Genomic DNA, 23210 nt, shown 5'->3' on the forward strand with positions numbered 1-23210 from the left:
CGGGTGAATCCATTGCATTCAAACGGTCCAAATGGTGGAGCCGTCATCCGCTGTTGCAGGTCGTTCTTAGGAGAAATGTATGGATAGCACATTGCACGAAAAACACCACCATGGCGCGGCGCCGGAGCCGACGCCGACGCCGACGCCCATGCTGCGCGACCCTGTATGCGGCATGGCGGTTTCGGCTAACCCTGAAAAGCACGTCCAACATGATGGGCGCGACTACTATTTCTGCAGCACAGGGTGCCGGGACAAATTTCGCGCCGGTCCCGCCGCCTACATGCACCCCCGGGCGGAAGAACCGGCGCCGCCGGTAGCGCCGGGCACCGTTTATACCTGCCCGATGCACCCGGAGATACGCCGCCCGGCTCCGGGCAATTGTCCAATCTGCGGCATGGGACTCGAGCCGCTGATGCCATCGCTTGACGAGGAGGAGAATCCTGAGTTGCGCGACTTCCGACAGCGCTTCTGGTGGACGCTGCCCCTGTCGATCGCCGTATTCGCCCTGGCGATGTTTGGTCACATGCTGTTTCCGGGAGGCCTGCCATACCAGAACTTGATCGAGCTGGCCCTGAGTACGCCGGTGGTGCTGTGGGCCGGATGGCCATTTTTCGTGCGTTTCGCGCAGTCGGTGCGCAATCGCAGTCCGAACATGTGGACCTTGATTGGTTCGGGCGTGGGGGCCGCGTATGGCTACAGCATCATCGCCACATTTTCCCCGGAACTTTTTCCTGCAACCTTCGCCACCCATGCCGGTAGGGTCGGCGTGTATTACGAAGCGGCCGCGGTCATTGTGTCGCTCACGCTGCTGGGCCAGATCCTGGAACTGCGCGCCCGTTCGCAAACTTCGGCCGCGATCAAGTTGCTGATGGGCCTCGCACCGAAGACCGCGCGCTGGATCCTGCCGGACGGCAGTGAACAGGATGTCCCGCTGGCGCATATTCATATCGGCGACGCCCTGCGCGTGCGGCCGGGCGAAAAAGTGCCGGTTGACGGAACGGTCACGGAAGGGCAGAGCGCGGTCGACGAGTCGATGCTGACCGGCGAGCCGATGCCGGTAACGAAGCGCCCGGGAGACAAGGTGATCGGGGCCACGCTCAACACCAGCGGCAGCCTCGTTGTGCGCGCCGACAAGGTCGGCTCACAGACCATGCTGTCCCAGATTGTCCAGATGGTCGCCCAAGCGCAGCGCTCGCGTGCGCCCATGCAGCGGCTCGCTGACGTCGTGGCGGGTTACTTCGTCATGGTGGTGATCGCCATCGCCGTCCTGACGTTGCTCGCATGGGGCGTGTTTGGGCCGCAGCCGAGCTGGGTATACGGCTTCGTCAATGCGGTAGCGGTCCTGATTATTGCCTGCCCGTGCGCGCTGGGACTGGCGACGCCCATGTCCATCATGGCCGCGACGGGCAGGGCGGCAACGCAGGGCATCTTGTTTCGCGATGCCGCCGCGATCGAGGGCTTGCGCAAGGTCGATACGCTGATCGTCGACAAGACCGGCACGCTGACCGAAGGCCGGCCCGTATTCGACCGCGTCGTCGCCATGCCCGGCTTTACCGACGACTATGTGGTGCGCATGGCGGCCAGCATCGATCAGGGCAGCGAACACCCGCTGGCGCGGGCCATCGTCGACCAGGCGGTAAAAAACGAGCTTGCGCTCGAAAAACCGACGAGCTTCGAGTCGTCCAGCGGCATCGGCGTGCGCGGCGAGCTTGGCGGCCGGCACATCGCACTTGGCAACACCGCCTTGATGGACGAGGAAAAAATCGACTGGTCAAGCCTGGCGACGCGGGCCGAAGAACTGCGCGGGCAAGGCGCCAGCGTTATGTATCTGGCGGCGGATCGCCAGCTGGTGGGTATCATCGCCGTTTCCGATCCGATCAAGGCGAGCAGCTTGGCAGCCCTGGACGCCCTGCGCCACGCGGGTCTGACGGTGATCATGGCCACTGGCGACGGCGAAACGACTGCGAAAGCTGTCGCCGGGCGCCTCGGCATTACAGAGGTGTATGGTGAGGTCAAGCCGCGTGACAAGCTCGCCCTCGTCGAGCGGCTGCAGAGGGCCGGTAAAGTTGTGGCGATGGCCGGCGACGGCATCAACGACGCACCGGCGCTGGCGAAGGCCGATGTCGGCATCGCCATGGGCACCGGCACCGACGTGGCGATCAACTCCGCCCACCTGACGCTGGTAAAAGGGGACTTGCTGGCGATCGCACGGGCCCGTACCCTGTCCCTCGACACGGTTCGCAACATGCGCCAGAACCTCGGGTTTGCCTTCATTTACAACGCGTTGGGAATTCCGCTTGCCGCCGGTCTGCTTTATCCTTTTACCGGGCAACTGCTGTCGCCGCTGATCGCCGCGCTGGCAATGAGCCTGAGCTCGGTGTCCGTAATCACCAATGCACTGCGCCTGCGCCGGTCGGCAGGATGATGTTGCTGAGGAAATCGGCTTGTACAAAACTGTAGGAGGTAAATGTGAATGAAGAGCGCTACGCACTGCCAGCGACGGCCTGCGTGACCGTGACACAAGAAGCGGGGATGTCGGCGGAAGAGAGCATGAATTCAGGATGCTTTTGCATCAGCCTGGATCAGGTGGCGCTACGCGCGGCGCTGGAAGAACAACTTGGTTCGCCCGACCTGGTGGCGATGGTCGAGGAGCGCTGCCCATTCCTGTTCTCCGCCATGCCGGTGTTTGTATCAGAAGGCCAAAGGGAGATGATGGAAGCTGCAGTCCATGCGCTCGAGTCTGTCATTGCAATGCCCGCCTATCGCGAGCGGATATTTGCGACGGCCCTCCCAATCGCCCGCCATGATCCCGGCGGTGCGCGCGGCGTTTTTTTCGGGTACGACTTTCACCTGGCCGGCGATCGGATCGGCCTGATCGAGATCAACACGAACGCAGGAGGTGCGATGCTGAGCGCCGTGATGGCGCGGGCGCACCGGTCGTGCGCGAGCAGCCTTGGCCAGCTGGCCGACGCGGCGGTTTCGGGGCCGAAATTTGAAGCGGCCATCCTGGAGATGTTTCTGGCCGAATGGGGCCGGGGCCGGCGCGGCCGGCAATTGCAAACGATCGCGATCGTCGACGTTTCTCCGGAGGGGCAATACCTTTACCCGGAATTTATCCTGTTCCAACAGCTCTTCGAACGACACGGCGTGCGCGCCGTGATCGCGGCCCCCTCGGCGTTGACTTTTCGGGACGGAACGTTATGGCACGCGGGGTCGCCCATCGATATGGTCTACAACCGTCTCACCGATTTCATGCTCGACGATCCGCAATCGAGCGCATTGCGCGAGGCGTATCTGGAGGACGCGATCGTTTTGACGCCTAATCCGCAGGCCCATGCGTTGTACGCCGACAAACGCAACCTCGCAATTTTGAGCAACCGCGGAGCGCTGACAGAGATGGGCGTTCCCTTGCAGATCCAGCAAATCCTGCTGGATGTGTTGTTGCCCACCGAAATAGTCCACGCGACCGACGCCGACCGTCTCTGGCAAAACCGGCGGCAGCTATTTTTCAAACCGACCTCCGGATTCGGCGGGCGTGCCGCCTATCGCGGGGACAAGCTGACCAAGCGCGTTTGGCAGGAAATTCTGGAGGGCGAGTATGTTGCGCAACAGGTCATGGCGCCGGGCGAGCGTGTACGCGGCAACAGGCAAGCTCCGGAAAGGCTCAAGTTCGATCTCAGACTATATACGTACGTCGGGCATATCCAGTGGACTGCCGCGCGGGTATACCAAGGCCAGACGACGAATTTCCGCACGCCCGGCGGCGGGTTTGCTCCCGTTTATCCGTCCCCCGATCTGGCGGCACCTTGCAGTAGCGATTGCTAGGCCGGCAAGGGAATCGATCCTAAAGTGCAACCAGTCGCGCGGGCGACTCCATGCCGACTAGTCACCGCGCGCCTTCGCTGGCTTTGCCATCCTTACAAGCTTGACGCATTCGAGTACGGCCAGTGGAATGGCACCGATTGCCAGCAATATCAGACAGTCCTGCAACGGCACAAATTGCGTCTTGAGCAGGCGAGCTAGCACCTCGTTGTGGTGACTCCAGACCTGCAGCCAGAAGGTCAGGAAGACAACACCAACAAGCATCAAATTCGTCTTTAGCGAAATGCGCCAGACCGGCAGCGTTTCGCTGCGCGCGCCAAAGGAACGCAACAGCTCTGCGAACACGAGCACGGCGAAAGCGTAGGTGCGCGCCATTTCCACACTGCTGATGCGCAGCATGTACAGATACACCGCCAGCGCAACGCCGGCAGTGAGCAACCCGGTCACCAGCATCATCACGACGAAACTGCGGTCCGTCATGCGTGCGGCGCGCGCACGGGGAGGGCGCTCCATCACTGACCCTTCGATGGGGTCGGTCGCCAGGCACAGCGCGGGCAGGCCATCGGTGACGAGGTTAATCCAGAGCAGGTGGATCGGCAGCAGCGGGGCTGGCAGCGCCGCAGCGACGCACGCGGTCATCAACAGAAGTTCGCCGGTATTGCCCGCCAGCAGATACTGCAGCGTTTTGCGAATGTTGGCGTACACCCCGCGGCCTTCTTCGACGGCAGCCACGATCGAGGCGAAATTGTCGTCGGTGACGATCATGTCCGCAGCTTGCTTGGTGACCTCGGTTCCCGCCTTGCCCATTGCAATTCCGATATCGGCGCCTTGGATTGCCGGCGCGTCGTTCACGCCGTCTCCCGTCATCGCCACCACGGCGCCATTGGCCTTCCAGGCGCCGACGATGCGCAACTTGTGGGCAGCGCTCACGCGGGCGTACACCGCGATGCGCGGCGCCTGTCGGCGCAGTTCCGCTTCATCGAACCGGTCCAGGTCCGCTCCCGCGACCGCTAGGTCGCTCGGGTCAGCGATACCGAGCTCGCGCGCGATCGCCATCGCTGTGTGTGGATGGTCGCCGGTGATCATTACCACCCGAATACCGGCGGCGCGACAGCGCGCCACCGCATCTTTGGCCTCCTGCCTTGGCGGGTCGTACATGCCTGTGAGCCCGACGAACACAAGGTCGGCCTCGACCTTGGCGCCGTCCAGATCGGCAGGCGCTGCGAACGCGAGGTCGCGCCAGGCGGACCCGAGTACGCGTAGCCCTTGCCCGGCCAGCGTCGCATTTTCCGCTTCAATCTGCTCGCGGTCGGCGTCGGTCATCGCACGCACTCCGCTTCGAACTAGAATGTTCGTGCACAAGGCCAGCAGCACATCGGGCGCGCCGTTTGTATAGGCGCGCAAGGATCCGTCGGATTGGGTACGAATGACCGTGCTTCGCTTTCGGTCAGAATCGAAGGGAATTTCATGGTACTTGGGAGTGGCCTGTTCAATGACAGCGCGATCGGCGCCAGCCTTGGCACCTGCGCAGAGAAGAGCGCTCTCGGTTGGATCGCCTATGACCTGCCACTGACCGTCCTCGCTGCTCAGTTGAGCGTTATTGCAACCCAACAGTACCGTCCCTAGAGCCAGCAGCAGCGCCGGCTGCTTCTCTGCCTTTTCGGTTTCAACTTCAACCGTGCCTTCGGGGCCGTAGCCGTCTCCGGTCACTTGGTAGCGCTGCCCAGCCACGTATAAAGCGCGTACCGTCATCTGGCCGGCTGTCAGCGTGCCCGTTTTGTCGGTGCAGATCACGGTGGTTGAACCGAGCGTTTCGACCGCCGGCAGCCTGCGCACCAACGCGCGCCGGCGCGACATCCGCAGCACTCCCAGCGAAAGTGCAACTGTGACGACGGCGGGCAAGCCTTCCGGAACGGCGGCCACGGCCAAGCTGATGGCGGACATCGTCAATTCTAGCAAGGCGGTCCCGCGAAGCATCCCGAGCAGGAACAGCAAGCCGACCATTCCCAGGGCGGCCCAGACCAGGATCCGTCCGACCGCGTCCAGCTGGCGTTGCAAAGGCGTCGCCTCATTGCCTGCGTTTTCTTTCAACAGGACCGCGATTTGTCCCAGCTCGGTCGACATGCCTGTCGACACAACCACCGCCAGGCCAGTGCCGGCCACCACCATCGTGCCGGTAAACACCATGTTGCTGCGGTCGCCAAGCGGTACGTCGGCCTGCGCCAGCGCCACGCTCAGCTTTGCCACACCCTCGGACTCCCCTGTGAGCGCAGATTCCACGCACTTCAGGCTGGCCGCCGACAGCAGCCGGGCGTCCGCAGCGACCAGATCGCCCGCCTCGAGCGCCAGCAAGTCGCCGGCGACGACGTCCTGCCCCGGAATCGCCACCAGGGCGCCATCCCGCCAAACCTTGGCCATAGGCGCGAGCATCTTCTTAAGCGCCGCGATCGATTTCTCGGCGCTGTACTCCTGGTAAAAGCCGATGGCGGCGTTCAGGATCACAATAGCAAGAATGGCGAGCGCATCCACCAGCTCCCCGATCAAGCCCGAGATGACGCCGGCGGCAATGAGGATCCAGATGATGACGCTTTTAAACTGCTCCAGCAACAGGCGAAAGGGGCTGATACGCGTGTCTTCGCGCAGCTGGTTCGGGCCGTCCCGGCCCAAGCGTTCGGCTGCGGCCGCCGCACTCAAGCCTGCCTCGGAGGACCCGTAATGTTCCAGTGCCGCTGCGGCGGGCAAGCTGTGCCATGCTGCATCACTCGGCTTCATGCTGGAACTTCTGTCGTCATTGTCCGCCGCGCCCGGTGCCATTTCCATTCTTCGACGGCGCAGAACAGGCAGGGCGCGATGTAAATTGTCACCAGCAGGCTGACCACCATGCCCCCCACCGAAGGGATGGCCATCGGCTGCATGATGTCGGCGCCGCGGCCAGTAGCCCAGAAGATGGGCAGCAGCCCGAAGATAGTGGTGGCGATCGTCATCAACGACGGCCGAATGCGTTTCAGGCCGGCTTCGACGACCGCATCGCGCATTTCCTGAACCGATGCGAAGTTCGCCTTGTCGAAACGGTTTTCAAGGTGGGTCGACATGATCACGCCATCGTCGTCGACCACGCCGAACAGGACCAGGAACCCCACCCACACCGCGATCGACAGGTTGACGCCCCACAATGCCAGCATGATGAATCCGCCCGATGCCGAGACCATGATGCCGAAGAAGATCACCGGCGCGATCCACCAGCGCTTAAATCCAAGATAGAGCATGACGAACATGATCAGCAGGCACAGCGGCACGAGAATGCGCATGCGCTCGGTCGCCCGGACCTGGTTTTCGAACTGTCCGCTCCATTCCCAGTAATAGCCGGGCGGTAGCTTGAGGCGCCCGTCGCGCAGGGCCGCCTGCAGCAGTATTTCGGCGTCCTCCACCACGCTGACTTCGTCGCGGTCGCGCGTGTTCATCGTCACGTAGCCCACCAGCAGCCCGCGTTCGCCCTTGATTTCCTGCGCGCCGAGCACGCTCTTGATCGTGAGCACCTGGCCTAACGGGATATGAGCGCCCGACGAGGTCGGCACCAGGATTTTTTCCAGTTCAGGCAAGTCTTCGCGCAACTCGCGCAAATAGCGGACCCGGATCGGGTAGCGCTCGCGGCCTTCGACCGATTCCATGATATTCATGCCGCCAATGGCAATTTCAATGACGTCCTGGACGTCGCGGATATTGACGCCGTAGCGTGCGATTCGGTCGCGGTCGATCTCGAACTCGAGGTAAGGCTTGCCGATGATGCGGTCTGCGACGATATCGGTCGCGCCCGGCACCTGGGCCAGCAGCTTTTCAATGTCCAGACCGATGCGGCCGATTTCCTTGAGGTCGCCGCCGTAGATTTTTACGCCCATCATCGCCCGAAAGCCCGTCTGCAGCATGATCAGGCGGGTCTGGATCGGCTGCAGGAATGTCGGTAGCACGCCCGGCATGGCCGTTTTTTCCTGCAGCTCCGTGAGGATCTCGCCTTTCGTGATGGCGCGCTGCTCTGGCCAGATCCATGCAAGCGGCGCCTTCAGGGGCGCAGGCCAGCCGCTGAACCAGCGCTCCACCGGCAACTGGCGCCATTTCGCCTCCGGTTTCAGGATAATCATGCTCTCCATCATGCCGATGGGGGCCGGGTCGAGCGCGGACTCGGCCCTACCCAGCTTGCCCACGACCGATTCCACTTCCGGCACGCTGGCTATGGCAAGATCCTGACGCGCGCTCACTTCCAGCGCCGGCCCCAGGCCCGCTTGCGGCAACAGCGAGGGCATGTAGAGAAAGGCACCCTCGTCGAGCGGCGGCATGAATTCGCGGCCAATTCCCGTCATTACCCGGCGATCGGCTACTACGACGATGCCGCGCTGCGCTTCGAACGCCTGCTCGTGCGGCGATTGGCGACGCCAGAGCATGCGGCTGGTGTCGACGCCGGCTTGACGGATCGTCTGCCAACGCAGCTGACCAAATTCGACCACGGGTGCGTCTTTGCTGCCAGCAACGCCGTTGACCGCCCATCCGAGTGGCGCCAGGATGACCCCGGCCCCCAGCCAGATGCTCATGCCGACCGCCAGGATCACCACCGGCACTGCAAGGAATGTCTTTTTGTGTGCGAGGATTGCGCGCAGCACCGGCGTATAGACACTGGCGATAGCACGCGATACCGGACTTTGCTCGAGCGGCAAGAAGCGCTCGCGCGTCATACGCACCAGGGCCAGCATGACGATCACACCCGCTACTAGCGACATCGGCCAGCCGCTGTAGTGGCTGCCGGGCATGCTCCACATGAACAGCGCGTGGACTGCAAACATGCTGCCAACGCCGATCACCGCGGCGCCAACCCAGATTCTGCGTCGCGCCCACGTCACGGGCCGAAACAGGAAGTAGCACACCACCGGCACCACGGTCAGCGCCAGGATGACGGCGGCACCGATGGCGAATGTCTTGGTGTAGGCAAGGGGTTGGAACAGCAAGCCTTCCTGGCCTGTCAGGAAGAACACCGGGATGAAAGACACCAGCGTATTGGAAACGGCGGTAAAGATTGCGCCGCCCACTTCGCTGGCACCCTCGTAAATCTTTTGGAAGTGACTCTTTTCCTTGTCACCGCTGGCGACGTGCCGGTAGATATTTTCAGTCATGATGATGCCCATGTCGCCCACATCGCCGATCGCAATTGCAAGGCCTGCCAGCGACATGATGTTGGCGTCGACACCGAAGCCGTACATCAGAATGAAGCATAGGGCCACCGACAAGGGGAGCGTAAGCACCACCGAAACTGTGCTGCGCAAGTGCAGCAGGAAGATGAAAATGATGGCGCTCGCCATCAGCGCCTCTTCCAGCAGTGCATCCTTGAGCGTGGCAACAGTTTGGTTCACAATATCGGTGCGATCGTAGAACGGCACGATCTTGACCTTCGAGATGCGCCCGTCCGCCAACACCTTCTGAGGAAGGCCCGGTTCAAGCTGGGCAATCTTGCGTTTGACCTGTTCCACCACTTGCAGGGGATTCTCGCCGTAGCGCATCAACACTACGCCGCCGACAGCCTCGACGCCGGCTTTATCCAGCGCGCCACGGCGAAACTCCGGGCCAAGCTGCACGGTGGCCACGTGCTTGACCTGAATCGGCGTACCTTTCTCCTGCCTGATCACGACCTTGCCCAGGTCGTCCGGGGACTTGATGAAGCCGACGCCGCGAATAAAAAATTCGATGCCGTTCTTCTCCAGGACTTTGGCGCCGACGTCGATGTTCGACTTGCGCACCGCTTCGTAGACATCCATCAGCGTCACCCGGTGCGCCCGCAGCTTGGCGGGATCGACATCGATCTGATATTGCTTGACGTGGCCGCCGATGCTGGCCACCTCGCTCACGCCTTCAACCGAGTTTAGTTGATAGCGCACGAACCAATCCTGGATCGAGCGCAGTTCCGCCAGATCGAACCCTTCCGCTTCGACCGTGTACCACAACACCTGGCCGAGGGCGGTCGCGTCGGGGCCCAGCACTGGCGTCACGCCGGCCGGCAATCGTTGCTGGGCGACATTGATGCGTTCGAGCACGCGCGACCGCGCCCAGTAATAGTCGACATCGTCCTTGAACACCACAAACACCATGGCAAAGCCAAAGCCGGACATGGAACGGATGCTTTTGACCCCCGGGGTGCCGGTCAGGCTGGTCGTGAGCGGATAGGTAACCTGATTGTCAACGTCCTGCGGCGAGCGCCCGGGCCAGTCTGCGAAGACGATGACCTGCTTTTCGCCGATATCGGGAATGGCGTCAACCCGCGTTTGCTGCAGCGCATAGTAGCCGCCCGCGACAATGGCGCCGGCCGCCAGGAAGACGATGAAGACATGGGTCAGGCACCATTTAATGAGGGTGTTGATCATGTGTGGCTTAGTGTCCCTGATGCGGCGCTGAAGCCGGGGCTGGCGCGCGTGGGGCCGACGAAGGAACCGCAGGGGAGGTGGCCACGGGAGGCGGAGCCGCAGGCGCGCCAGGGCCGCCGTGCTGGTGTCCGGCGGCAGGTGCGGCGCCTTCCTTATAGAACAGGCTCGGCAATCCGCGGATCTGGAATTGGCTGTCGAGGAGGAAATTGCCGCGTGTGACCACCCGGTCGCCTTCGGTCAATCCAGTCAGAACAGGGTAGACGTCATCGAGGCGCTCCCCCGTTGTCACTTCGACCGCGAGGAATTGACCACGCCCTTTTTCCACATACACGATCTTGCGGGTGCCACTGTCGAGTACGGCGGTCAGCGGGACTGTCAACTGCAGCTTGCCCGCCTTGGAAACGTCAGGCGCATTGGCGTCGATGCTGGCATTGACGTACATGCCCGGCTTAAGCAATTTGCCTGTGTTGTCGATGGCAACGACCAGCTTGACCGTGCGCGACTCTTCACTGAGTACGGGATTGATGAATCGTACCTTCCCTCGGAAGACCTTTCCAGGTACCGCTTCGGCTGTTATCTCGACAGCCTGGCCGGCCTGCAGCGTGGCCAGTTCGTTTTCGTACAGGTCCAGGTAGACCCATACCGAATCGAGGTTCACCAGCCGGTACAGCACCTCGCCTGGCTTGACCATCGCCTTTTGCTGGACAACCTTTTCAATGACCGTTCCCGCCACCGGCGAGAACAGCGTCAGGCGCTCGTGCACCTTGCGGGTGCGCACCAGTTCATCAACCTGACGCTGCGTCAGTCCCCAGCGCAGCAATTTGCGCGTCGTCGATTCCACCAAGCTTGGACTGTTGGCGCTGTCGAGGGCGACCAGCATTTCCTGCTGAGCCACGACAAGGTCCGGGCTATAGATTTCAACTAGGGGCGCGCCCGCTTTGACCTCGACGCCGGTAAAATCGACGAAAAGCCGTTCGGCAAAGCCGTCCACACGGGCACTAATCGCGGTCAGCGTCGTTTCGTTGTAGTTGACTTTGCCGACCGCATGAATCACCCGCGTCACGGGGCGCCTGCTGACCTGCACTGTATCGACACTGGCCATCGCGCGTGCGTGTTCGGACAACTGCAGCATGCCGGCCGGAATCAGCGGCGCTGGCGGCGCAGTGATACCGGCCTGCGTTTTCGTCGGCGTTTTCTTGTTGGTGAATGCCAGTGCGAGAAACGCGCCGAGCAATATCAGGGAAATGACTCCGACGGCCCTGATGAGAATCATTTTGAATTTCAAGGTATCGCCTTGTTGAAGGTTGCGCCGGGGGGCACCGTGGCCACCACCAGTATCGACAGTTCAGCCAGGGCCAGTTCCCGCTGGAGACTGGCCTCGCTTTGTGCAAGTCGCAGCTCGAGCAGCACTTTCTGGGCATCGATGACGCTGTTGAAGTCGGACTTGCCGCCTGAGTACCCAGACTGCGCTAGCGCCAGGGCACCGCTGGCCATGCGGGGCAAGCTGCCGCCTAGCAGTGCCAGTTGCCGCGTGGCCTCGCGCGACATGAATGTTTTCTCCGCAATTTCCACCGCCAGCGCAATCTGCTCCGCAGAAAGGCGTGCGTTTGCCTCAGCCTTGTTCGCCTGCGCGGCCGCAATTTGCGCTTTTGTCTTGGCGCGCCAAATCGGCACGCTGACGCCGAGCGACGGTTGCAGCATGATCGGACTCGCTTTCCAGTCGGCTTCCAGTCCAACGCTGAAATCAGATCGCGCAGATTTTCGCGCAAGCTGCAGCGATCCCTGCGCCGCAGCCACTTCCGCTTGCATCGCTTTCAGCCGCGGGTTGCGCTCAAGTGCAAGTTCAAGCAGGCGATCGGCGGTCATAGCAGGAGGAGAGGGGACGGGCATCGCCGACACTGGCGGAGCAACGGCGCCCGCAGGGATGCCTAAAGCGGCCTTGAATTGTGCGAGCAGGGCATCGCGTGAATCGTCAAGATTGGCAATGTCGGAGGCAAGGCGCGCGCGTTCGATGCGCGCCTGCAGTACATCTTGCATCGGAGCGCGGCCCACCTCATTCTGCACCAGTGCCAGTTTTTCCAGTTGCGCAAGCAGGCGAGCCGTCTCGTGCATGATCGCGATTTTCGTGTCCAGGGCGTCAAGCTGATAACGAACCTTGCGCAGAGCAAACGCGCTCTGCAGGACACGTGCCTCGAAGGTGAAATACTTCGCCTGGCTTTCCGCGGTGGCGATGTCGCCAGCGGCCGCGCGCTTGCCAGCACTCGGCACGTCCGTCATCACGCCCGCCATCAAGGCCATCAGCGCCATGTCGGCAATGCTAGCCTGCAGCGTGAGGCGTGGGTCAGGTCGTGAGCGCTCAACGGTAATGCGATGAACCGAAGCCGCCCATGCGTGGTAGGCGGCCGCTACCTGCGGGTTGTTGAGTACGGCGTAGAGAACGAACTGGTCGAATTGCCCTCTTTCCTCCAGCTGCGGGAGTACTGGACGTTCACCGGCGGGGCGATACTGTCTCCCCACCGTGTCGAGCCGGCGTTGAGCACCAGACTCGCCAGCCCCCGGCGCGCCGGCACACCCCACGAGCAACGCGCTTGCGAGCAGCAGGCCGACTTGACAGCTGCACGACAGGGCGTTGTACTGGACTGGTCGCACAGGGCGGCGCAAAGCCATGACGGTTACTTCTTCTCTGGCACGTACATGCCCTTACCGTCTTGCGGGTGGCTGTGAGGCCGCAGCTTTTTCTTCGTTGTCGGCTTTTTCTCGACGACTGGTTTTGCTGTGTGGCTTTCAACGACGGCGGCCTGAGTACCCTTGGTAGATTGCACTGGCTTTGCAGGTATCGACATGCCCTTGCCATCGCGCATGTGATTGTGCGGCGTCACGGGATTTTTTGCCGCAGGGCGCGTATCCGCAGTATCGGCAGCGTCGGTCTGCTGTGCTATAGAACTTGATGCTACTGCTGGCGACAGGATAGTAGCGGCGCATAGCGCCATCAGGATCGAATGCAGTGTCTTCATGAAGGATCTCCCGGTTAGTGTGGCAATTGGTACAGGTATCCATGCTACGGAGCGGGAGTGCAAAAAAATATGATGTGGATCAAAATTACCAAGATGGAGAAGTGCATCTATCCCATCCTGCGGTCTTTTCTCGGCGGGAGCCGTTTTTTTCGACAAACCTGTCCGGATCATGACATTTTCGTTACTTTCCATAGAGGTGACCACGTCGAAGGAGAATGCTTGAAAGGGAGGGTGGAGGCAGAAAAATGATGTTGATTAAAACGAGGTTAGTCAGGGCAGTCTGGCGGCTTTGAAGCGCTGAGGGAAGCGGGCCTGTCGCTGATCATGGCCGCGGCAACGGCCTTCCATTCCATGTGTCGCGGCGAGCGATATAAAGCAGGAGGAACTGCCGCTCCTGCATGGACATGGTGCAGGCCCAGCTTGCCGATATCGAAGAAATGCGCCACATGCTGGCAGAAGCGTTCAAGATCGTCGACTACCACCCGAGGGGCGTCACAAAACTCAACCGGGCCGGGGCCGCAATGCGGTCGGTCGCCGGCCCACGTCCAAATACGAAATGCCCCCGGATAATAGGAATCTGTCGGCGCGATTACATTTTTGTTATTTTTCGTCGCCACCGCCCGTTGGGCGCAAAATGTCGGCTGGAATGGGGGAAGCATGAAAATTTTGATTGTGGAAGACGAGGTCAAGACCGGCGATTACCTGAAACAGGGCCTGGTCGAGGCAGGATTCGTCGTCGACCTAGTGCGCGATGGGGCGGACGGCTTGCATTACGCCCTGACTGAGGCGTACGACCTGCTGGTCCTGGACGTGATGTTGCCGGGCCTGGACGGCTGGTCGATTCTCGCGGCGGTGCGCAAAGCAGGCAAGGAAGTGCCGGTCCTGTTTCTCACCGCGCGCGACCAGGTCGAAGACCGCGTGCGCGGTCTGGAGGAGGGGGCCGACGATTACCTCGTCAAACCCTTCGCGTTTTCCGAACTGCTGGCGCGCGTGCGCACCTTGCTGCGGCGCGGCAGCAAGGGCAAGGATACGGCATATCTGCAGGCGGCCGACCTCGAACTCGATCTCATCCGGCGCCGCGTTGTTCGCGCCGGGAAGCGGATCGACCTCACGGCCAAGGAGTTCGCGCTACTCGAACTGCTGTTGCGGCGCCAGGGCGAAGTCCTCCCACGCTCCCTCATCGCCTCGCAAGTGTGGGACATGAACTTCGACAGCGACACCAACGTCATCGAGGTCGCGATACGTCGCCTGCGCGCCAAGGTCGACGAAGGGTTCGAACCCAAGCTGATTCACACAGTGCGTGGCATGGGTTATGTGCTGGAGGCCGACACATGCGCCTGAGCTTAGGCGGCGGCACGTCGCTCACGGTCCGGCTCACAGTCCTGTTCGCCGCCGCGTCGACGGCGGTGTTGCTGCTCCTCGGTTACCTGATCGCCAGCTCGGTGGGACAGCATTTCGAAGAGCAGGATATGAGGCTATTAAGCGGGAAACTAGAACTCGTTGAGCATGCTCTTGAAAAGACGCGGTCAGGAGACGAGCTTGCCAAGTTGCCCGCCCAGCTGGCCGACTCCCTAGTCGGCCACCACAGCCTGAACGTCCTGGTAGTCGCCCCCGACGGCACCGTCCTGTTCTCCACCAAAGAGGCGCAGTTCCCACAACGGCTGATACGCGCAGCCACCTTCAAAGTGAGCGGCAGCGAAATTTGGGCCACGTTACCTGGTCACTCAGTCCGCGGCATCGCGAAACTGGCAGCGACCGGGATCCCGGGCGCCGGCCCTGCGACCATCGCGGTCGCAACCGATATCGGCCATCACGCGCACTTCATGGGCGCCTTTCAACGCACGCTGTGGGGCGTGGCGACGCTCGGCGCTTTCCTGACCGGCTTGCTAGGATGGGTTGCGGCGCGGCGCGGCCTTGCGCCGCTGCGCGCCATAGGCCGCGAAGTTGGTGCCATAACGGCCCGCCGTCTGGATGCCCGCCTTTCGGCCGACGCCGTCCCTGCCGAACTGGCCGAACTGGCCGCTACGCTCAACGGAATGTTGGGGAGGCTGGAAGATTCGTTCAGGCGCCTGTCCAATTTTTCCTCGGACCTCGCCCATGAGCTGCGTACACCCGTGAGCAACCTGCTGACACAGACGCAGGTGACGCTGTCTAAGTCGCGCACCGTCGGGGAGTACCAAGACATCCTCGCTTCCAACGCTGAGGAATTTGAGCGGCTGGCACGGATTGTTTCCGACATGCTGTTTTTAGCGAAGTCGGAGAATGATCTGGTCGTGCCAAACCGGGAACCGGTCAACCTTGCTGACGAAGTCAGAAGCGTTCTTGAGTTTTATGAGGCGCTGGCGGAAGAAAAAGGGATTACTGTCGCGTTGTTCGGCCAGGGCTCCATCTCGGGCGACCGCTTGATGATCCGGCGCGCGATCAACAATCTTGTATCGAACGCGGTCAGGCATACTACGCCAGGCGGCGCGATCACCGTTCGGATCCTCGATCGCGACGAATCCGGGATTGAGCTCCAGGTCGAGAACGAGGGCGAGGGGATCGCGCTCGAGCATCTTCCGCGACTGTTCGACCGCTTCTATCGGGTCGACTTCGCGCGCCAACGGCAAAGCGAGGGCGCAGGTCTCGGGCTGGCTATCACCAGGTCCATTATTCGGGCCCACGGCGGCGAAGCAGCGGTCTATTCGGAGAACGGACTGTCCACTTTTTGCCTGAAATTTCCGGGATAGTCGGCGATTGGGAGGATAAATCGGCAGTCGCCGTGCGCAGTTTTTTGCACGGCTGGCGTCGAGTCGAACGACGTTATTTGGCCGAATGCGGGTACTTTTTCATCCATGCTTCGAACATGGCGATTTCCTTCTTCTGCGCGGCGATAATTTTCTTCGCCGCGCTGATCATTTGCTTATCCTTTCCGTGATCGATCTGGGCCTGGGCCATATCGATCGCGCCTTGATGGTGGCTTACCATCATCATGGCGAAATCCATGTCCTGGTTGCCGGTCATGGACATGGACTTCATTTTCTTGTGCATGTCATCCATCGATGCATGCATGGCCATCGATGTCTTGCCTGCTGCGTGAGCGGATTTGCTCATATCGTGCTGGGAGTGTGCAGCGTTCTGGGCCATCGCAGGACTGGCAATTGCCAGTGCGCTAGCCGACACGACGGCTGACAATACCAGTTTAGCTGCGGCAGTTGAGAGGAAACGGCGATTGATAGTCGATGTCATGGTGGAGCTCCTAATAAGTGAATGTGTACTCGATTGTGCTTAGTGCATTGCGCCGGCCATTGCCCGGCAGCTCTCGGCGCATGCCCTGCAGGCCTGCATGCATGCGTCCATGCCGCCGACTTGTTCGCAGCTGGCGGCGCACGCTTCGCACACTTGCGCGCACACGGCGCACAGCTGGGCGCTAAACGCGGAGCCGCTCAGTTGCAGGTTTGCCGACGTCTGGCACAGTTCTGCACAGTTCATCATCAGACGAAAATGCGCCGGCTCGATGTGGAGGCCTCCGACTTCGAGACAATGGGTCAACGCGCTCTGCAGGCAGAGGTGATGGCACTTGGTGCATGCGTCAATGCATGCCTGCATGTCGTGGGATATCGCGAAATCATGTTGCATGTCGATCCTTTCCGGTTGGTGGTTCGAAACGGCGCGACCGGCTGGCCGCGTCGGCGTGCTTTTACGTTGCGGCCTGCAGCGCGGTGATGGTAAATGCACCGTTAATTTTTTCGACAGTGAATTTTACTTTGTCGCCGGCTTTCACTTGCTCCAGCATGGCCGGGTCCTTGACCTTGAAGACCATCGTCATGGCCGGCATGTCGAGGTTGACGAGGGGGCCGTGTTTTACTGTGATCTTGCCGGCTTCCTTATCGACCTTTTTTATCTCGCCGTCCGACTGGGGCTGAGCGACCGCCTTCGTGTCAGCTGCTGGCATTGTTTCGGCCACGCTGGCTTGCGCCGTTGTCGTCTTAGCGGCCAGTATTGTCGTGCCCTGCAGTGCGGTGACGGTCAAGGCGCCGTTGATCTTTTCGGCAGCAAATTTCACCTTGTCGCCGGCTTTGACCTGCTCCAGCAGCGCCGGATCCTTGACTTGGAAGACCATGGTCATCGGTGCCATACCTAGATTAGCAAGGCGCCCATGCTTGATCGTGATCTTGCCGGCTTCCTTGTCGACTTTCTTGATCTCGCCGTTCGATTGCGGCTGAACGGCTTTGGTGTCGGCGCCTTTGGTGGCGGCAGCTGCAGTCGCGTGGTTGTGGCCGGCAGCCGTGGCCAGCGCGGGAATACCAGCCGCGACGATCATGCCGATCAAAATTTTCGAGATGGTTTTCATAGTGAGTCCTTTTTGTTATAGCGTATGGCGTGCAGATATTGCTAGTTGATTCGGCACGACGTTCACTTCACGGCGACTTTGCCCTTCATGCCGGCTTCGAAGTGCCCCGGCTGCAGGCACGCAAAATCAACCTTGCCGGACGCGGTGAATTTCCAGGTAAGCTCGCCGGATTTTCCCGGCTCGACCGACACCATGTTTTCCTCCGCGTGCTCCATCTCCGGGTTTCTGCGCATCATGTCGGCATGCTTCTTCAGGTCGTTCAGCGAGCCCAGCACCATTTCATGCTTGAGCTTGCCTGAATTAGTCACAACGAAGCGCACAGTTTCGCCTTTTTTTACGTTGATGGAAGATGGGTTGAAACGCATAGCGTCCGTCATATCAACATTTACGGTGCGCGTGGCATCCGCGCTCTGTCCGGGAATGCCTACTGCCGCTTTAGTTGACTGGCCGGTCTTTGCCGGGCCGTGCGGAGAGGAAGCTCTCATGTCGTTCTGATGCTTGGCGGACAATGCCTGCGACGCCGTCGCGGGGTGCACGCCGTCACGCGCGGTTGCGCCGCTTATTAACGCGATCGTTGCTGCAGCGATCAAGATATGTTTCATCATATTTTTCTCTCCTTGTAATTGCACCTGCGCCACCAAGTCAATGTGGCGCTAGTGGGAACCGTGACCGCTTCCCTTGCGGACTTTCAGAACTTTCTCGCCTGGCTTGGGTGCGGCGGCGGCTGTGCCGGGTGACTGCTGCGCCGCCGGTAAATCTGCCTGTCCGCCTTGCCATTCATAGGCGACCGTGCCGGCCGGGTGCTTGTACCAGCCCGGATCCTTGTAGTCGCCGCGCGCCTGTCCCTTGCGCACTTTCACTGTGGTGAACATGCCGCCCATCTCCATCCCGCCGAAAGGGCCTGTGCCGGTCATCATGGGTAAGGTGTTTTCCGGTAGCGGCATTTCCATGTCGCCCATCGAGCCGCCCTTGTCGCCCATGACCATGTAGTCGGGTACGAGCTTGTTGATTTTCTCGGCTATGCCGCGGTGGTCGACCCCGATCAGCGTGGGAACGTCATGTCCCATGGCATTCATCGTGTGGTGCGATTTATGGCAGTGAAAGGCCCAGTCGCCAGGCTCGGTGGCGTCGAATTCAATGGCGCGCATCTGGCCAACCGCGATATCCGTTGTTACTTCCGGCCAGCGCGACGCCGGGTTGGTCCAGCCGCCGTCGGTGCCAGCCACCACAAACTCGTGGCCGTGCAGGTGGATTGGGTGATTGGTCATCGTAAGATTGCCAACGCGGATGCGGACCCGGTCGTTCAGGCCGCAGACCATCGAATCGATGCCGGGGAACACCCGACTGTTAAAGGTCCAAAGATTGAAATCGGTCATCGTGGCGGTTTTCGGGGTCGCGCTGCCAGGTTCGATGTCATACGCATTGAGGAGGAAGCAGAAGTCGCGGTCGACCCGGTGCGCGTTCACGTCCTTCGGGTGCGTCACCCAGAAACCCATCATCCCCATGGCCATCTGGGTCATTTCATCGGCATGCGGGTGGTACATGAAGGTTCCCGGCCGCTTGGCGATGAATTCGTACACGAATGTCTTGCCCGGCTTGATGCCCGGCTGGGTCAGCCCGGTCACTCCGTCCATTCCGGCAGGCAGTCGCTGGCCGTGCCAGTGGACGCTGGTGTGCTCGGGCAGCTTGTTGGTCACAAACAGGCGCACGCGGTCGCCCTCGACGACTTCGATAGTCGGACCCGGAGACTGCCCGTTGTAGCCCCACAAGTGGGCCTTCATCCCGGGGGCGAGTTCGCGCACCACGGGCTCGGCCACCAGGTGGAATTCCTTGACGCCGTTATTCATGCGCCAGGGCAGCGTCCAGCCGTTGAGCGTGACGACGGGGTTGTAGGGGCGCCCGTTTGGCGGACTCAACGGCGGCCGGGTCGCGGCCTTGTCCATTTGGGGGGCCTCCGGCAATGAAGCCGCGCCCACGCGGCTGACCAGCCCTGCGCTCAGCGCCACGGCGCCGGCGCCACCAAAAAAATCTCTACGTGAAACCATCGTTTAGTCCTTCAAAATATCTTGTTAATGTCCGGCTGGTTCGGCAACAGCGCTGGGGGCTTTGGAGGCCGCGGCGGGTGCGGCGGCGCGCCCGGTCTGCGCCATCTGCAGCGCCGATTCCGCCATCCAGAAGTCACGCTGCGCTTCGATGGACGCGTTCACGCTCAACACCTGCGACCGCGAATCGGCCAGCAGCTCGAACACGCTGATCAGCATGCCGTTGTAGCGCAGCAGCTGCTCGTCGGAGATGCGTTTTTTTAGCGGCACGATTTCGTCGCGGTAGTGGCGGGCGATGTCGTAGGTGGTCCGGTAGGCCGAATATGCTTCCCGTACTTCTGAACGGGCGTTGACAGCCGTTTCGCTGGCGCGTTGGACAGCCTGCATGTACATTGCTTCGGCGCGCGCCACGCGTGCGCCGCCCCAGTCGAACAAGGGAATCTGCAATTCAATTTCGTAGCCCGATTCACGATTCGGGCTTTCGTTAAACGAATTGCGCAGATAGCTGATGTCGAGCAGGTTGACGAAGCGGGTCGCTTTGGTCAGCCCGAGCGAGCTGGCCAGACCCGACAGTTCGCGCCGTGCCATGATCACGTCCAGGCGGTTTTGCATCGCTCCAGCCTCCAACGCTTGTACTTCGCGCGGGGCGGTGGGCAGGTCGGGCAGGCGGTTGGGCAACTGTACCAACGCTGCGGCACTCAGGCCCATCAGCCGGGTCAGGCGTTCTCGCTGTTCGGTGCTGGTTTGGCGCGCACGCGCCAGCTGCACCAAGACATCAGCATAAAACGCTTGTTCACGCGCATGGTCGAGCTTGCTGAAGTTGCCGGCGACCGCCATCCGGCGGGCCAGCTCGGCCGCAGCCTCCGCAGCCAGTTTCACCTGTTCCATGTAGACCGCATGTTCCTGGGCGGCGACGGCGGAAAAATAGGTCCTGCGAGTGTCATCGGCCAGGCGCAATGCTTCCCCAGCCGCGCGCAGCTGCGCCTGCTCGAACGACCTGCGTTCGATGCGCGTGGCGACCGGCATCGTCAGCAAGCTCATCACCGGAAGCATGAGGCTGCGCTCGAGCTCGATCTCGCCGCCGCGCGTCAGGCGCCCAAACGAAAATACCGGGTTGCGGATCCTTCCCGCCTGCACCAGATTCGCCTCGCTGATGCCCAACTCTGCGTACGATGCCTGCAGTCCCTGGTTGTTCATCAGGGCGACAGTCACGGCGTCCTCAACGCTCAACGGCTTGGCGAGCAGGGGAGCGATGGCGGCGACGACGCCGGCCTTGTCCGCGTCGGACTTCACCCAGCGCGTGTTCTTGCCGATGCGCTCCTTGGTGAGCGTCTGAACACTGTCGAATCCGCCGTCGGGGGAAAAGGTGGCGCACCCGGCCAGCACGAGCGTCGCAGCGCCGAGCGCCGTGGATCTCAAAAGCAATGCTGAACGATTCATTCCTTCTCCCTCTTGTTCTTCGGTCGATTTGCCGGCGGGGCGCTGTGAGCCCCGTGGCTTGCCTTGTCTGTCGCGCCAGGGACATCCTGCCGGGGTGGCGCGCTCATCTTTGACATGTCGTGCCCGGCGTGCGGATCTGCGGGCTGCGCCTTTATAGCGCCAGGGTTTGCGCCAGGTTTTTTGGCAGGGGAGGGCGGGCGCGCCCGCACAGGAGTGGGAGCGGCAGGCTTTGCTGGGGTAATCTTCGACATGTCGTGTCCGGCATGCGGATCTTCCGCCTGCGCCTTTTTCGCCCCATGCGCCGCATGGCTCGCGCCCGCCTCGTCCGCGGAGGAGCCGGCACCCGGCCGGGCGGCGGCAGCCGGGGTTGCGCCCATCTTCGACATGTCATGCCCTGCATGCGGATCCTCAGACTGCGACTTCATCGTCGCCATGTCATGACCTTGCATGCCCCCCGAGTCGCGCACCTGGTCGTTTGCCTCCCGCCAGGACATCACCACTGGCTCCTTGTACGGTTTATAGTCCGCGAACGCGGACTGGTAGGCCGAGCCGGATGCGGCAAAAGGCCCGGCGCGACTGTCCTGAGCTGGCGACGGAATCTGCGCCAGCGCCACCGACGGAGCGGTGGCAAAGAAAAGAAGTGTGCGAAACGAATTCCAATGCATGTAGTGTCCTTTGTCGGCAACGCGCCGATCTCATCATGAGTTTATGAAGTCTATCCAAACCTTGCTGACAACTAGCAGTCCGCTTGATTACAAATTTGTAATGTGTTGGGCTATGCACTGGTTGTCGGCGCACAAACAGGGGAATCAGGTGCGAACTTAATATTGGCACCACATCTCCGAGGATCCGACCATGTCTTTTACTCTTCTGCCGCAGTTTAAAGTTCTCCCGCGCACTAATTTAAGCCAGGATTACAATCATTCCATTCTCATTGCCGTGTTGCGCGGTCTGGCGGCGGTAGAAGTCGCCGCGGCACATCTGCGGGCCCAGGTCTTCCCCGGCCTTAAAGGCATGCAGGATCCGGCCCTCTGGTATCAAGCCCTGGCATTTTTCACCGGCTTCGGGCATCAAGCGGTTGTCCTGTTTTTTCTTCTGAGCGGTTGGCTGGTCGGCGGCAGTTTCCTCAACAGACTGCGTGAACCGCTCAGCATCAAGCATTACGCGGTGGACCGGGTGACGCGTTTGTGGATTGTACTAATTCCGGCATTTGTGCTGTCATTGATCATCGCAGGGATGACGAATGCGGTCGATCTCGGGGCGGTGAGTTTTGCGCCGGGCAACGAATATTCAGCGATGGCATTTGTGGGAAACCTCTTTGGATTTCAGGAGACGGCGGTGCCCCGTTTCGCCGGTAATTTTCCTCTCTGGAGTCTGGCTAACGAAACATGGTACTACGTACTGTTTCCATTGCTGGCCATGTCGTTCTGCGCGAAATCCACCATCTCACGTATTGCAGCGGCGGCTATGTGCATGCTCATTGGCGTCAGCCTGCCGGGCCCCATCATCTTGTATTTTTCGCTCTGGCTGCTCGGCGCCGCATTTTCCCGTATCCAGATTACCGCTTCAACCGCTCAGCAAATCGGGGTTGCCTGCTTATGGGTTGGCATGGCGGGTTATTTCCGGGTGACTGCCGGCAATGACATGCTCGACGCGCATTCATACTTTCAGCACCTCATCTTTTCCTTGCCGATAATGCTGCTTTTATCGAGCCTGCAGACTAAGACGGATCCCAAACGCACGGCCCTCATGCGCGCAAAGAAGGTCGGCGACGTTCTGGCCGGTTTTTCTTTCACCCTTTATGTGATTCATATCCCGCTGCTGGTCCTCCTCATCAACTTTTGGTCTCCGCTACGAGCTGGGCGCTTGTCGCCGTACGAGCTAAGCAGCCTGGCTACGTATGGCATCATCCTCGCCGGGATCTTGGTTGCCGCCTATGTTTTCCACCTTCCTTTTGAGGCGCAGACGCATCGCGTTCGTAAATACTTAAAGCGGAAACTATTCAGCACGCCCGAGACGGCGCCCGGACAGGTCGAAAGCGCGGTATGACCGTGCGCGCCATAGCGCTAACACGGCCCAAATTCCCGATAGTTAGCAGGAATTAACTGATTGCCCGGTTGGTCATTGCAAGGACACCGACCAGGACATCCACAATGAC

17 protein-coding genes are annotated in these 23210 nt (G+C 61.1%); 5 read left to right on the forward strand and 12 right to left on the reverse strand.

Translation table 11 applies throughout. The annotated features are described in order from the left end of the window. Positions 1–79: 79 nt before the first annotated feature. Both KY495_RS20610 and KY495_RS20615 read left to right on the forward strand, forming a co-directional pair. Positions 80–2425: a heavy metal translocating P-type ATPase gene (locus KY495_RS20610; protein ID WP_219881168.1), complete on the forward strand. Its 2346-nt coding sequence runs from the start codon at positions 80–82 to the stop codon at positions 2423–2425. Positions 2426–2469: 44 nt separating this feature from the next. Beyond that, positions 2470–3825: a hypothetical protein gene (locus KY495_RS20615; RefSeq protein ID WP_229518396.1), complete on the forward strand. Its 1356-nt coding sequence runs from the start codon at positions 2470–2472 to the stop codon at positions 3823–3825. A 57-nt stretch (positions 3826–3882) separates the two neighbouring features. Here the strand turns inward: KY495_RS20615 and KY495_RS20620 are convergent, their stop codons facing one another. The 6 genes from KY495_RS20620 to KY495_RS20645 form a co-directional block, all read right to left on the reverse strand. Beyond that, positions 3883–6594, reverse strand: a complete 2712-nt coding sequence (locus KY495_RS20620; RefSeq protein WP_219881169.1) for a cation-translocating P-type ATPase — start codon at positions 6592–6594, stop codon at positions 3883–3885. Next, positions 6591–10223 (reverse strand): efflux RND transporter permease subunit, encoded by a 3633-nt coding sequence (locus tag KY495_RS20625; protein ID WP_219881170.1) that lies wholly within the window; start codon positions 10221–10223, stop codon positions 6591–6593. The genes KY495_RS20620 and KY495_RS20625 overlap by 4 nt, the downstream gene beginning before the upstream one ends. A 7-nt stretch (positions 10224–10230) precedes the next feature. Then, positions 10231–11508, reverse strand: a complete 1278-nt coding sequence (locus KY495_RS20630; RefSeq protein WP_219881171.1) for an efflux RND transporter periplasmic adaptor subunit — start codon at positions 11506–11508, stop codon at positions 10231–10233. After that, complete coding sequence (locus KY495_RS20635; RefSeq protein WP_219881172.1) at positions 11505–12890, reverse strand: TolC family protein; 1386 nt, start codon at positions 12888–12890, stop codon at positions 11505–11507. The genes KY495_RS20630 and KY495_RS20635 overlap by 4 nt, the downstream gene beginning before the upstream one ends. 5 nt (positions 12891–12895) lie before the next feature. Beyond that, the gene (locus KY495_RS20640) at positions 12896–13429 is read right to left on the reverse strand and encodes a hypothetical protein (protein WP_219881173.1); all 534 of its coding nucleotides are present in this window, start codon (positions 13427–13429) and stop codon (positions 12896–12898) included. 74 nt (positions 13430–13503) lie between these two features. Next, complete coding sequence (locus KY495_RS20645) at positions 13504–13896, reverse strand: hypothetical protein (protein WP_219881174.1); 393 nt, start codon at positions 13894–13896, stop codon at positions 13504–13506. On the opposite strand from KY495_RS20645, the gene KY495_RS20650 reads away from it, so the two are divergent. Beyond that, entirely contained in the window at positions 13895–14578 is a 684-nt protein-coding gene (locus tag KY495_RS20650; protein WP_219881175.1) for a heavy metal response regulator transcription factor, read from the forward strand. The two genes, KY495_RS20645 and KY495_RS20650, sit on opposite strands and share 2 nt — an antisense overlap. Then, entirely contained in the window at positions 14569–15966 is a 1398-nt protein-coding gene (locus tag KY495_RS20655; RefSeq protein ID WP_219881176.1) for a heavy metal sensor histidine kinase, read from the forward strand. The genes KY495_RS20650 and KY495_RS20655 overlap by 10 nt, the downstream gene beginning before the upstream one ends. A gap of 73 nt (positions 15967–16039) precedes the next feature. Here KY495_RS20655 and KY495_RS20660 read toward each other — a convergent pair whose 3' ends face one another. The 6 genes from KY495_RS20660 to KY495_RS20690 form a co-directional block, all read right to left on the reverse strand. Further along, complete coding sequence (locus KY495_RS20660; protein WP_229518397.1) at positions 16040–16465, reverse strand: DUF305 domain-containing protein; 426 nt, start codon at positions 16463–16465, stop codon at positions 16040–16042. A 451-nt stretch (positions 16466–16916) separates the two neighbouring features. Then, positions 16917–17570 carry a copper-binding protein gene (locus tag KY495_RS24420; protein ID WP_374040968.1) on the reverse strand — a complete coding sequence of 218 codons (654 nt, stop codon included), beginning with the start codon at positions 17568–17570 and terminating at the stop codon, positions 16917–16919. Between the two features lie 62 nt (positions 17571–17632). After that, complete coding sequence (locus KY495_RS20675) at positions 17633–18172, reverse strand: plastocyanin/azurin family copper-binding protein (RefSeq protein WP_219884358.1); 540 nt, start codon at positions 18170–18172, stop codon at positions 17633–17635. 51 nt (positions 18173–18223) lie between these two features. Further along, complete coding sequence (locus KY495_RS20680; RefSeq protein WP_219881177.1) at positions 18224–19615, reverse strand: multicopper oxidase family protein; 1392 nt, start codon at positions 19613–19615, stop codon at positions 18224–18226. A 24-nt stretch (positions 19616–19639) separates the two neighbouring features. Further along, positions 19640–21052: a TolC family protein gene (locus KY495_RS20685; protein WP_219881178.1), complete on the reverse strand. Its 1413-nt coding sequence runs from the start codon at positions 21050–21052 to the stop codon at positions 19640–19642. Further along, a complete protein-coding gene (locus tag KY495_RS20690) occupies positions 21049–21717 on the reverse strand; it encodes a hypothetical protein (protein WP_219881179.1) in 669 nt (222 codons plus the stop codon). The genes KY495_RS20685 and KY495_RS20690 overlap by 4 nt, the downstream gene beginning before the upstream one ends. 190 nt (positions 21718–21907) lie before the next feature. On the opposite strand from KY495_RS20690, the gene KY495_RS20695 reads away from it, so the two are divergent. Beyond that, positions 21908–23101 carry an acyltransferase gene (locus KY495_RS20695; RefSeq protein WP_219881180.1) on the forward strand — a complete coding sequence of 398 codons (1194 nt, stop codon included), beginning with the start codon at positions 21908–21910 and terminating at the stop codon, positions 23099–23101. Positions 23102–23210 lie beyond the last annotated feature (109 nt).

It is taken from the genome of Massilia sp. PAMC28688 (assembly GCF_019443445.1).
In the GTDB taxonomy this organism is placed as follows: Bacteria; Pseudomonadota; Gammaproteobacteria; order Burkholderiales; family Burkholderiaceae_D; genus Telluria_A.